Below are 12,221 nucleotides of genomic sequence, written 5' to 3'. Positions count from 1 at the left end.
TGTGTACTTCGCTTGAATCCTATTTTTCCGCCACTTTTGTAGCAGAGCCAGATCCCAAAACGTGCTTCAACGGGTTTGGAACAGATACGTCTGGTCTTCTTAAATAAAGCGGTTCAATAACGTCTTTTTGACTTGCGCACAGCTTAAATATCTCTAATCCTTTTACGCCTAAATCAAGAGCACTCGCCTCTGTAATTAAGCATATATTCCCGATTTTCTTCCAATCTTCAGCGTATTTTTTAGCACCATGGCCTGCAACGCAAACGCAATAATCGCAAATATTATTTGATTCAAAATATTGATTTACTCTTTCAACAATATTTGCAGGATAATCAATGTCCATTTCTATTACTGCACAACCACTATCGTCATATAAACTCATATAAACTTGGCGTCTTCTAGCGTCATTTAACGAAAGAACATACGTGTGTTTAGCTACGCAAGATTCATTATTTTCGACTATTTCACTATTAGAGATAACGCCATCTTTAAGCGATTCTTCAAAAGCGCCAGAACGAATCATTAAACTTTGTGGAAGCAAACTGTTGCATCCTAGAATCTTTGCGTTATTCGCAAAAGCAATCGCCTTAGCTGCAACCAACCCAGCTCTTAAACCTGTAAAAGGAGCAGGGCCTACTCCAACTACAATCTCGTCTATTTGATTAAGCTCTAGATCAGCATTTTTTACTGCAAAATCAATGTTTACTTGCAACTTTTCAACATGTGTACGCGAATCCGTTTCCACTATTGGCTTATAACCTACAACTCCAACTGTTGAACCATATGACGTATCTATAATCAGCGTATTGCTCATTTTTGTTCCTTAAATTAACCAACCAATTTAGCTTACTCTTAATCAAGAATTTTTAAGCGATCGCACCAGTCTCCTCCGACTGGAACAAGCGTTACAACGCGCTTGCCTTCACTTGTAAACTCATTTGACTTTTCTTTATCAATCGGTCTATCAATATGAATTTCAAGACGAACATCAGCAAGAACACCAGCCATCTGTTCTCCCCACTCCATAAGCACAACAGTTCCCTCTCCTGGTTCTTCCAATGCTTCATCTAAACCTAAAGATTCAAGCTCATCTAAAAGCCTAGAAACAGTGTCTTGCCCTGGAGCATAATCTTTTCCACCAAGCCTATAAGCATCTACATGAATAAGATTCGCAACTTTTCCATCAGAAAATGTGCCTTTTAGCTCTCTAGCAATAGTAAAAGTCGGGGAAACTATCGGATCTTTTATTCCCAAGCCCTGTCCAAAACCTTGCGCGAACGTTGTTTTTCCAGCACCAAGTGGACCAGAAAGCAAAATAACATCTGTCTCATGCACTATTTTTGCAATAGTTTTTCCAAGATCTCGCATACACGAATCAGTTGGAATTACTAGCTTTTTGATATTATGATTTTCCAAAATTACACACTTTCATATTAGACTTTTAACGCTCTATGTTTTAACACTTTATGCTTTTAAAATTTTCACATTAACGCCCACGACAAGCAATCATGCTAATGCATTTTTCTAAAGCGTAATCAGCATCACTTGTTCCGCCTTTGCATTGCTCATCTGCCCACGCTAAACATTTAAAACACTTACGAATCCCATCATCATTCCATCCACCTAAATCCCTCATAGCCATTTTTAACGCCCAAGGGTTAACTTTTGCTTGAGCATTAGAAATTTCCCCGTTTTTAACAGCTATAGCCTTTGTAATTATTCGCATTTTTGCAGCCAAAGCCCCAATCAATGCTATAGCATCAACGCCTTGTAAAATCGCTCTTCTTGATGCAAGAATAGCTTGAGCATAGTTACCTTCTGCAGCTTTATCTGCTACAAAAAATCCAGTTACTTGCGGATCCGATATTAAATATTGGTCAACTATTTTTAGTGTGATTGGGTTATCTTCAAAATCAAAGCACAATTGAGAACAAAGAGCCGCCAACTGGTCGGTTTTCCCGCCTAAGACTTCTGTTATGCGTCCAGCTGCTGCAGGCTCTATACTACGATTTTGCCTTTCAAAAAGACTTAGCACAAAATTCAATCTTGCATCATCTTTTTTAAGATCTGGTACAGTTATTTTACTTGCTCCAGCTTTTTCAAGTTTTGTAACAATTGACTTTCCTTTAACACCTCCTTCGTGGCGCGCAATAACCCAGCAATCATTGTTATTAGATTTAGATTCTCTAGTACAAAACTCTATTATCGCTTCAACTAAATCTTCATTAGCTTGTTCAAGATTGTTAATAACAACAATTGTTCCGCTAGAAAAAAGTGATGGTCCTGTAGCAGTTATAAAAGCATATTTATCGGCATTTAATGCGTCTAAATTTATAACATCTGCATCTGGGTAGGAGCCTAATATGCGAGTTTTTAAGTCGCGCGCGTTTAGATCATTTAAATACGCATCACCGCCAACTACAACTGTAAATGGCGCAAATTTTTTTAACGCTTGCATACGTACTCCTTAAGAATATTTATATTCTCACGATTTAACTAATGGGATTATCCTTGTTTTTATTTAATCCGCTTAATTTTGCACGCCTATTAATTGTACAAACTATATAAAACTTAAAACACTTAATCATTCAAAAAGTTTTGTTGAATCATTTATAAGCTGCTTAAAACGATTTGACTTAACTTGTAAAAATATCCTTAAACTATTATATGATTCACTTTTTCTAAAATATTTATTTATGATAAGTACTAATAAAAAGATAGCGAATTCAGCAAACGCAATTAGCCACGCACCTAAAGATCCATTAACCCAAGGTATTGTTCCAATTTGTAAATCTCCCAAATACCATGCACAATTTGCCATAATGTTTGTTCCAAAAGATGAAATTGTGGCAAAAATCAGAGAAATAGAATAACTCCAATTAGCGCATATAAGCGAAAGCAGACCAAATATTGTTGCAAAATCAACAAAAGGTGCAACAATTAAATTCGCTATAACAGATATAAAAGATACTTGCGGTTGCATTAATATTTGTACAGGAAGCGTAAAACACTGTGCACACAACGTTATGCTTAATGCGCTTGCAAGACTAGACGGCATATATCTTAAAAAGATTCTTCTTAAAGACATTCCACAAACAATTATTCCAAAAGTTGCGCAAACAGAAAGAGCAAACGAATAATCCCATGCATATTTTGGACAAATAAAAAGAACACTTATAACAGTTATACTTAAAGCACTAGCAGACTGGTATTGTCTAGAAAACATTAATGCCCCGGCAGAAATTAAACCCATTATAAGCGCTCTAAGAACAGATGCCGACGGATACACAATACACGATAAAAGAATATGACCACAAGCTTCAAATATTGCGCTCACTACTCTTGGCAAAAGCAAAAAAGCACATGTCTTACGAATAACGCAAGATAAAAGCAAAAAATGTCCTCCAGAAACCGCCATAAGGTGCATTATTCCAGCTATTTTGAATCTTTGTTTCATAGTATTCGCATAAGTGCTATCGATACTAACTTTTCGTAAATCTTCTACATCACTTAAATGCTCTTGTCCCAAAAGTCCTACAGTAAGACCAGGAACAAGCATTTGACCCTGTTCATCTAAAGAACTAGTCACATTGTAAAATTCTTTCCACAATGTATTTAGTAATCTCTTAAAAAGATTAGCTTTTTCAATAACTTCTACTTTATATAATTTCGTTTTATCTGTTTTGTTTGCTTTAGGAACTTGAATGTCTATCGCATGAGAGTCAAATTTTGAAATCGAAATTTTTCCAAAACTACTTATCTTGTATCCGTAGTCCATTATTTTGCAATCTGGATTAAAAGCGTAAAGTTTAGCAGACACAAAGCTTTTACTCCTACTAATAACTTTTTCTTTATCCATAATTTCAATCTGTTTTACATTCACGTTTAATACGCAATCCCACTTAAAGGATTGCGATACTCTTGGAGGAGACGTTATATCCATAAGCAATCTGATGGATTGAACATCGTTTTTTCTATTAAATTTATATTCTGTATCACTTTGCTTTAGATCTTTAATAGCATTAAAAACAGGGTCCATATGTTCTATGTTTAGAATAATTGAACACATTATAAAAGCTGCTAGAAACGTACAAAAACTTGTTAAAAAAGCATGCTTGTATCCTATTATTTTTAATTTTTTAATTAACTCATAAAACTTTGATTTTATGCGACTTTTGTAATCAGTTGTATTCTTTAAGCGGCACGTAAAAATGCAATTCCCCATTGAAAAAATAGTATAAAAGCACAAAAGAGCAAATGATAATATTGCGATTATCATACAGAAAAAATCTTGTTGTGAATCAACTATAAATCGAGCGAATAAGCAACCAAACCATACGCTAAATGCAATAGGAACAAGCCTAAAATCTTTGTTTCCATTTTCAAGATCCCAATATAATTCTTTCATTTTCCAACCTTAAAAATAACATAAATTTACTTAATGCAGATTGCTGATTTAAGTTTTAAAAAAGTCTTTTGCCCAATTCCTTTAACTTGCATAAGATCTTCAACCCGCTTAAAAACACGCAACTTTTTACGCATATCTAATATTCTTTGAGCCATTTTTGGCCCTATACTTTTTAGAGTTTGTAATTCTTCCAACCCTGCTGTGTTTATATTTATGCAACCGCTTTTATCTTTGTTGACACTATTATTTTTGCTTATATCATTTTCATTAATTTTGTGCGTGCTATCACTAAAATCTTCATTTTTATTTTTAACAGTTAAATCTTTAGTCTCATTTGTATGTAAGTCTTTTTTAGAATCCTCTTTAAAATCATTGCTATATTCATCATCATCTTTATTATTTGATTCAAATTTTTTACTTAAAGATTTAACTTTAGATTCTCGCTGTGCTTGATAAGAATAAATCTTGTTATAAGTTCTAGATTGACATATGAGCATGGTTAAACTTGATGCTAAGAATACTACGAGAATTAGCATAATAGACAAAGCATGTACTGGTTTTATTCGTAATCTAACGAGATTTCTTGTTTCAAAATTATTTCGTTTATTAAGATTATCAATATTTGAAGCAGAATCTTTTGAGCTTATGCAAAAATCAGCAAGCTGATAATCTATAGAATTGTTTTTCTCTTGTGCCAATATGCGATTTTTAGAATCATCATTCAAAGTATTTTGCAAATAATTTGAATTTTCATAATTATTATTTAAAGCATCAATAGCTGCCAATCTTTCTAGAACGTTACTATTGTTTTTGTTCATTTTAACCACCTCCTTCGTTTCAGACTATTTATTTTTGATTGTTAAATAAAAAAAAAAGATGCTTACCTCCACTATTAAATGAAGATAAGCATCTTTCAAGTAAAATTAACCAATGTGGTTAAAGGCTATTTTGCCTAGAAAACATTGAGTTTCAGCTTTCATCTGGCACAATAGACACAATCTTTGGTGCTTTCACGATCACCTTGCGCAGCTTCTTTCCACCCAAGCGATCAGCTACGGCCTCTAAAGCAAGCTTTTCAAGCTCACTAGCATCAATATTCGGGTCAACTTCAAGCTTTGCGCGAACCTTGCCCTTGATTTGCACAACAGCTGTAACAGTATCCGCACCAACGTAGCGGGAATCTTCAACTGGCCAATCTGCGTGAGCAATCGACTTAGTATGTCCAAGCTTGCTCCACATTTCTTCACAAATATGCGGTGCAATTGGAGAAAGCATAAGAACAAGCGGCTCAACTGCTGCGCGAGGCACGTGAGGCAGAGACGTTAAGTGATTATTCAACACAATCAGCTTAGCAATCGCAGTGTTTGGACGCATTGCTTCCATTTCTACAGTTACTTCTGCAATCGTGTTGTTAAGAAGCTTTAGCGTCTTTTCGTCCAAAGCATCTTCTGTTACTACGCAAGCGCCAGTTTCTTCGTTTACAACGTTACGCCACAAGCGTTGCAAGAATCGCATGCCTCCAACAACGTTACGCGTATTCCATGGGCGAGACTCAGAAAGTGGACCCATGCTCATTTCATACAAACGGAACGTGTCTGCACCGTAGTTTTCGTACATGTAGTCTGGAGTCACAATATTCTTTAGGCTCTTACCCATCTTTCCAAACTCGCGATTCACGGTTTCGCCGTGCCAAGTAAATGTTGGCTCACCAGCGCCGTTATTAGCGCCTTCCTCAACCTCATCAGCTGGCACGTACTGCCCGCGCTCATCCGTGTAAGCGTAAGCCTGAATCATACCCTGGTTAAACAAGCGATGGAAAGGCTCAGCAGAATCAACGTAACCCAAGTCGTAAAGCGCCTTATGCCAGAAGCGCGAGTAAAGCAAGTGCAAAACTGCATGCTCTACGCCTCCAACATAAAGGTCAACGCCTCCAGAAACATGTTCCTTGCCTGGTCGATTCGTACCCATCCAATAGTCGTATTCGTCGCTGTCAACCATATGCTCAGCGTCGTTTGGATCCAAGTAACGCATGTAATACCAGCATGAACCAGCCCAGTTTGGCATAGTGTTGGTGTCGCGATAGTAGGTTTTTACACCGTCACCAAGATCAAGCTGAACTTTAACCCAATCCTCGTTTCGGCTCAAAGGTGCTTCAGGCTCAGAATTTGCGTCGTCTGGAGCGTAAGTTTTTGGCTGATAATCTGGAACGTCTGGCAATGCAATTGGAAGCTCACTATCCGGCACAAGGTGAGCAACACCATCCTCATCATAAACGATTGGGAATGGCTCACCCCAGTAGCGCTGCCTAGAGAACAGCCAATCGCGAAGTCTGTAAGAAACCTTACCAACGCCTACGCCTGCTGCTTCAAGCCAAGTCGTCACTTTTTTAATAGCTTCATCTACGCGCAAACCGTTAATAGACAAAGCGTCACCGAGCTTATAAGTATGCTCCACAGAAGAGTTAATAACAATTCCATCGTGAGAAACAAACGGAGCTTTGCCATCATAATCTTCTAGCTTTTCGACAGAATCAGGCAAAGGCTTAACAGTGTAAATTACAGACAAGCCGAAAGCTTTAGCAAAATCATAATCGCGCTGGTCACCGCCAGGAACTGCCATAATTGCGCCCGTTCCATAACCCATAAGCACATAATCTGCAACAAACAGCGGAAGTTTTGCTCCAGTTACAGGATTAATTGCGTAAAGACCAGCAAACAAACCAGTTTTTGCACCAGCGTCTTCCGTACGATCTTTAGCGGTTTTAGCGCGAGCTTGAGCCTGATACTCTGCCAATCCTTCCTTAAGGCTTGCGTAGCCACCCTTCCAGCTTTCTGGAACGCTAGCTTCCCACGCTTCTGGAACGTGCTCAAGAATCGGGTGATCTACAGAAACAACAGCAAAAGTTGTACCAAAAAGCGTATCTGGACGAGTAGTGTATACTTCCAAATCGCGCGTTTCACCATCTGCACATTCAACTTCAAAATGCACGGAAGCACCGTGAGATTCGCCAATCCAGTTTCGCTGCATAAGCTTAACTTTTTCTGGCCAATCAATAGTATCCAAATCTTCAACCAAGCGATGAGCATAAGCTGTAATTCGCATGGACCACTGACGAAGATTGCGCTGGAATACTGGGAAGTTTCCGCGCTCAGATTTACCTTCTGCAGTAACTTCCTCGTTTGCAAGCACAGTTCCCAATCCTGGACACCAATTTACAGGAGACTTAGAAATGTAAGCAATGCGGAAGTCATTCAACACATCCGCTTGCTCTACTTTATTGAGCTCTTCCCACTTTTTGTCAGCAAAACCAGGAATTTCGCGCTTTGCGCTCTTAAACTCATCAACTAACTCAGCAATTGGTCGAGCAGAACCTTTACCGCCATCTTTGCGTACAAAATCAGGGTCATACCAAGCGTCATAAAGCTTCGAGAAAATCCATTGAGTCCAACGAACGTAGTTTGTATCAATAGTTGCAAAAGATCTACGATCGTCAAAGCTCAATCCCATGCGATGCAACTGCCTGCGCATATTTGCAATATTTGCCTCAGTAGTAATGCGAGGATGCTGACCTGTTTGAACAGCATATTGTTCTGCAGGAAGTCCAAAAGCGTCGTAGCCCATCGCGTGAAGAACATTCTCACCCTTCATACGGTGATATCGGCTCACAACATCCGTTGCCAAATATCCAAGAGGATGTCCAACATGTAAGCCCTTTCCAGAAGGATAAGGGAACATGTCCATTGCAAAGAAAGAAGGACGGCCACAAGCCAATCTGCCTTCGCCATCCTTCAAATCGCCCTTAACATTAGCAGCCCAGAACGTGCCTTGCTCGTCCCAAGTCTTTTGCCAGCGCTGCTCAATATCTTGTGCGAGCTGCGCATTGTAACGAAAAGCTGGCTCAGCAATAGTAGCTTTATTGTCAGCTGTTGAATACTGTTGATCGTTGTCTTCCATAAACAAGCACTATAGCGACTCATATCGTCAATTTGCAACACTTTTTACAACTTTTATCCATATTTTATTGTGTTTTTTGAAAGTTTTAATGCACAATTCACAAAATACTCTTATTTAGCGTTTTTCATGAAAATCATTACTACAATTGTTTTAAACGTTCAACATAAGATTTTATTAAGAATAATGTGATTTAACGAGGTTAGTTATGAAGGTATCAAAGAACACACTTTTATTAATCGCATGCATTGTATGGTGTTTTGCCGGATTCAACATTCTTAGGATTGGTATTATTGCTTACTCAAACTTTTTATCTCCTATTAATTTCGCTTTATCTTTAGCTGTTTTTGCAATATTCCAAGTGTTTATTTTCGGAAAACTTGTTAAAAAACATACTGCTAGGATTAACGCATACAAAGAAAACAAGCAATTTTTCCTTAAATTCTTTGACGTTAAATCTTTTATAATCATGGCTTTTATGATGACTTTTGGAATTGTTCTTCGTGCAACAAATATAGCTCCAGAACAATTTATAGCCGTATTTTATACGGGATTAGGTTCTGCTCTTACTCTAGCAGGATTGCTTTTTGGGTATCATTTTGCTAAAACTGCATGTCCGCGTTACAAAAACACTCATACTATGCAATAGCGCTTACAAACACTTGTAACAACATCAACATTACTAAGAAATATTTGACTATCACTCTACGTAAGGAAGTTACTATGAACCATGTTATGAAACGTTATATTAATACGTCTTTGTTGTATGCTGTCTTTGCCATGATTGGCGGCGTCTTTTATCGCGAATTTACAAAATTTAATGCTTTCCATGAAAAGACTGTGCTTGCTATAGTTCACACACACTACTTTATGCTTGGAATGGTTGTTTTTCTGTTACTCATACTATTTGAGAAAAACTTCAGTTTTAGTAACGAAAAAACTACGAGAATCTTAATAACTTATCATATTGGACTCAACCTAACAGCAGTAATGATGATTACTCGTGGAATTGCACAAGTAATGCGTCTACATCTCAGTCCATCTATAGATTTTTCCATAACTGGTTTAGCAGGTATCGGACACATCCTACTTGGCGTAAGTATTGTACTAATCTTATTGCAAATTAAACGCAGCATCGCTCATTGTGCTAATACTTCATTAGAATAGTGATGATAGGAATAATTTAGTTTATTCATAAAATATTTATTAAGTGTGTAACTATAAGCCGCATATGCTACTACATTAAGAAGGTTGCTATGAGTAATAACGTGTATAAAAAGAGTAGATCATACGCACCAGAACGATTCTTTGAATGCGAAGGTCGTGGCCTTAATTGGCTTCGAGAAGCTTACGACTATGGCGGGCCTAAAGTAGCTAAAGTTTTTGATTGGGGAAAAGACTACTTAAACATTGAACGCATTGAAACTACAAGCCCTACTCCTTTAGCATCGTTTGAATTTGGAGCATCTTTGGCGCATATGCACGATTTCGGTGCGAAATATTTTGGGGAGCCACCTGCAGATTATGATGGCACATGCTATTTTGGACCATTAAGCGACCCTGTAAAAATGGATTGTGGCACTTGGAGTAATGTTATTGACTATTTGGCAGAAGGCAGACTTTTACCAATGGTAAATCTTGGTATTTCTAGAGGAAGCCTTACAAAAAGCGATTTAGATCTTACAAATAAAGTTATTGATGCTCTGCCAGATTTGCTGGGAAAAGCAGCTGAAGATAAACCAGCGCGAGTCCATGGAGACTTGTGGAGTGGAAATGTGCTTTGGACTAAAAGCGAAGATGGCGAACACACAGAAGCTGTTTTAATTGATCCTGCAGCTCACGGCGGCCATCGTGAGGAAGACTTAGCAATGCTGCAACTGTTTGGGATTAGCTATTTTAAGCAGATTTTAGATGGCTATCAATCTGTTCATCCATTAAAATCTGGTTTTGAAAATCGCATGACAATTTGGCAACTCTACCCTATTGCTGGACATTGTGTCTTCTTTAGTGGAGGCTACGTTAGCGAATACCGAGATATGTGCTTGGATTTGCTTAATCGCTAAATTTGCATTAGATAATTTAATAGAAACTAATATAAAAGTAAGCACAAAACTAAAATTTACGAAAGGCCTTAACTACTATGATTCGCACGCATAAGCATATTTTGCGCAAAACTATTGCTCTTGTAGTATCTAGCACAATGCTTCTTGCGATTTGCGCATGCGGATCGAGCAATGCAAAAAACGCATCGCCTAGCGCAAAGCCTCAAGTGAATCACGGCAACGTTATAGTTTTTACGCCTTCTGATGGTCTAAATTTAAGTAGAAAAACTCCATTAAGTACATGGGATAATCTTGTTCCAGAAATAGTAAAATCGTTAAAAAAGCAAGGATTTTCAGAAAATTCTATTACTACTAAATCGTCCAGCAGCTTATACGATCAAAGTCAAGATATTCAAGATTACGTTGTAAGCATGATTACATCTTTAAAAACAAAAAATTCTTCTAAAAATAAAAACAAGAAAACAAGTATCAGAGATATCCATAGCATCGTAAAAAAGCAACTTTCTAATACGACTATTGTTGTTGCTCCTTGGAGTAATAAAAACGGTAATAATAATTATGGTGATTACGTAACTCAACCCACAACACCTAAAGAACAACTAAAAGAAGAAGATCTAAAATCACAAGAGGAAGCAGAAAATAGACTTACATCGTCATTAGATTTGGCTAAAAAAGCTGGCATGCATGTCGTTATGTTATCTAGGCTTACTAGAGATTTTAAGCCAGATGCATTCTTCAAACTTTCTTCTGCTCAGAGCATTGGAGAAATTCAAGCGTATACTCTTGTGCAAAAATTAGCATTAAATCAGGCTTCTAAAGATAATCCAAAAAGCGTAGAAGTACTTTTGCCTTGCCACAATCAAAAACAAAATGTTCATATGCATTTTGGAGTAAATACTCATGGTAATTCAGATTCTGATAATTCAAGTTCCAAAATTCAAGAATTTGATGATGAATTCGCGCGACTTGCTTTTGCTGGAATCTGGAAAATTCTAAAACCTTATTTCGCATCTGGATTAATGATTTCACCTTCTGGAAAACTTAGTAAGGATTCAACAGAGAATGACTGGGAAAATGCTGCTTTCGACGCAGATAATTCTGACTCTGTTAAGGCAGAACTTAATTCGAGATTAGTAATAAAGAATGATAACGGAACAACTTCCACAAAACACGTAGATGGCATTATTGCTTTAGATGATCAAGTTGTTATGCAAGTGGAAAAAGCTCTTGAAGACCTTGGATATAAGGGAAGCTCTGCAGATATTAACCCTTCCTTTACTCTTCCAGATATAATCGGAAGCTTTATAGGAAAACGAAATTTGACTAAGAAAAAGGTTCCAACGCCTGCTTCTACTGCGAAAAATAATGAGTCACAAAAATCTAGCACAAAAAATAATGATTTGAATTCATCTGAATCCAATAAAGAGAATAAAAATACTGAAGATTCTGAGCTTAAAGATTCAGTGAATGAATTGTTAAATGACTCAAAATGGCCTGTTATTACTGGCTACGGCGCTTACAAAGATGCCTTACCAAATCTTGTAAATGGAAAGCAATGGATGACTTCTATCGAAAACATTCAGAAAATCTCTACTGATGTTGCTCAAGAATGTAGTTCTCTAAATGTTAATGGAAAATTATCTCAACTCGAAGATATTTCTATTTTTGTAAATAACAGTGGATCAGAAAAAGATATACCTGTAATAACAGAACCAATTCTCGCTGTAAGCGCAACTAATCTTAAAGCTCTTTTGATTGACCCTGGATACGTAACTCTTGCAGATGCAGGACTGTAAAGT

General features: G+C 37.3%; 10 protein-coding genes. 4 read left to right on the top strand and 6 right to left on the bottom strand.

All coding sequences use genetic code 11. The features are described from left to right. Nucleotides 1-19 precede the first annotated feature (19 nt). The 6 genes from tsaB to leuS form a co-directional block, all read right to left on the bottom strand. Nucleotides 20-814, bottom strand: a complete 795-nt coding sequence (gene tsaB / locus P0106_RS04580) for a tRNA (adenosine(37)-N6)-threonylcarbamoyltransferase complex dimerization subunit type 1 TsaB (protein WP_473730499.1) — start codon at nucleotides 812-814, stop codon at nucleotides 20-22. Nucleotides 815-852: 38 nt separating this feature from the next. Continuing rightward, nucleotides 853-1,416 (bottom strand): tRNA (adenosine(37)-N6)-threonylcarbamoyltransferase complex ATPase subunit type 1 TsaE, encoded by a 564-nt coding sequence (tsaE, locus tag P0106_RS04575; protein ID WP_004115217.1) that lies wholly within the window; start codon nucleotides 1,414-1,416, stop codon nucleotides 853-855. A 70-nt stretch (nucleotides 1,417-1,486) separates the two neighbouring features. Then, nucleotides 1,487-2,458, bottom strand: a complete 972-nt coding sequence (gene holA, locus P0106_RS04570; protein WP_004111788.1) for a DNA polymerase III subunit delta — start codon at nucleotides 2,456-2,458, stop codon at nucleotides 1,487-1,489. A gap of 126 nt (nucleotides 2,459-2,584) precedes the next feature. Then, nucleotides 2,585-4,408 (bottom strand): ComEC/Rec2 family competence protein, encoded by a 1,824-nt coding sequence (locus P0106_RS04565; RefSeq protein WP_473730498.1) that lies wholly within the window; start codon nucleotides 4,406-4,408, stop codon nucleotides 2,585-2,587. 26 nt (nucleotides 4,409-4,434) lie between these two features. After that, nucleotides 4,435-5,226 (bottom strand): ComEA family DNA-binding protein, encoded by a 792-nt coding sequence (locus P0106_RS04560; protein ID WP_473730497.1) that lies wholly within the window; start codon nucleotides 5,224-5,226, stop codon nucleotides 4,435-4,437. Between the two features lie 151 nt (nucleotides 5,227-5,377). After that, on the bottom strand, nucleotides 5,378-8,362 hold the full coding sequence (leuS, locus tag P0106_RS04555) for a leucine--tRNA ligase (protein ID WP_473730496.1): 2,985 nt from the start codon (nucleotides 8,360-8,362) through the stop codon (nucleotides 5,378-5,380). A 205-nt stretch (nucleotides 8,363-8,567) separates the two neighbouring features. On the opposite strand from leuS, the gene P0106_RS04550 reads away from it, so the two are divergent. The 4 genes from P0106_RS04550 to P0106_RS04535 all read left to right on the top strand — a co-directional run bounded on the left by P0106_RS04550 (nucleotide 8,568) and on the right by P0106_RS04535 (nucleotide 12,218). After that, a complete protein-coding gene (locus tag P0106_RS04550) occupies nucleotides 8,568-9,008 on the top strand; it encodes a hypothetical protein (RefSeq protein WP_004111796.1) in 441 nt (146 codons plus the stop codon). A 74-nt stretch (nucleotides 9,009-9,082) separates the two neighbouring features. Beyond that, a complete protein-coding gene (locus P0106_RS04545) occupies nucleotides 9,083-9,526 on the top strand; it encodes a DUF2871 domain-containing protein (RefSeq protein WP_004111798.1) in 444 nt (147 codons plus the stop codon). A gap of 89 nt (nucleotides 9,527-9,615) precedes the next feature. Beyond that, nucleotides 9,616-10,422, top strand: coding sequence for a fructosamine kinase family protein (locus P0106_RS04540; RefSeq protein WP_473730495.1), 807 nt, complete (start codon nucleotides 9,616-9,618; stop codon nucleotides 10,420-10,422). Between the two features lie 77 nt (nucleotides 10,423-10,499). Beyond that, nucleotides 10,500-12,218, top strand: coding sequence for a substrate-binding domain-containing protein (locus P0106_RS04535; protein ID WP_285067753.1), 1,719 nt, complete (start codon nucleotides 10,500-10,502; stop codon nucleotides 12,216-12,218). Nucleotides 12,219-12,221: the final 3 nt, after the last annotated feature.

The organism is Gardnerella sp. c11Ua_71 (genome assembly GCF_055818025.1).
This window is presented reverse-complemented; position numbering and strand designations above follow the sequence as displayed.

Bases quoted from the DNA above. Each gene is read 5' to 3' on its own strand.
- P0106_RS04565 (WP_473730498.1), bottom strand. From the start codon at position 4,408: ATGAAAGAATTATATTGGGATCTTGAAAATGGAAACAAAGATTTTAGG.
- P0106_RS04535 (WP_285067753.1), top strand. From the start codon at position 10,500: ATGATTCGCACGCATAAGCATATTTTGCGCAAAACTATTGCTCTTGTA.
- P0106_RS04550 (WP_004111796.1), top strand. From the start codon at position 8,568: ATGAAGGTATCAAAGAACACACTTTTATTAATCGCATGCATTGTATGG.
- P0106_RS04545 (WP_004111798.1), top strand. From the start codon at position 9,083: ATGAACCATGTTATGAAACGTTATATTAATACGTCTTTGTTGTATGCT.
- P0106_RS04540 (WP_473730495.1), top strand. From the start codon at position 9,616: ATGAGTAATAACGTGTATAAAAAGAGTAGATCATACGCACCAGAACGA.
- P0106_RS04560 (WP_473730497.1), bottom strand. From the start codon at position 5,226: ATGAACAAAAACAATAGTAACGTTCTAGAAAGATTGGCAGCTATTGAT.
- leuS (WP_473730496.1), bottom strand. From the start codon at position 8,362: ATGGAAGACAACGATCAACAGTATTCAACAGCTGACAATAAAGCTACT.
- holA (WP_004111788.1), bottom strand. From the start codon at position 2,458: ATGCAAGCGTTAAAAAAATTTGCGCCATTTACAGTTGTAGTTGGCGGT.
- tsaB (WP_473730499.1), bottom strand. From the start codon at position 814: ATGAGCAATACGCTGATTATAGATACGTCATATGGTTCAACAGTTGGA.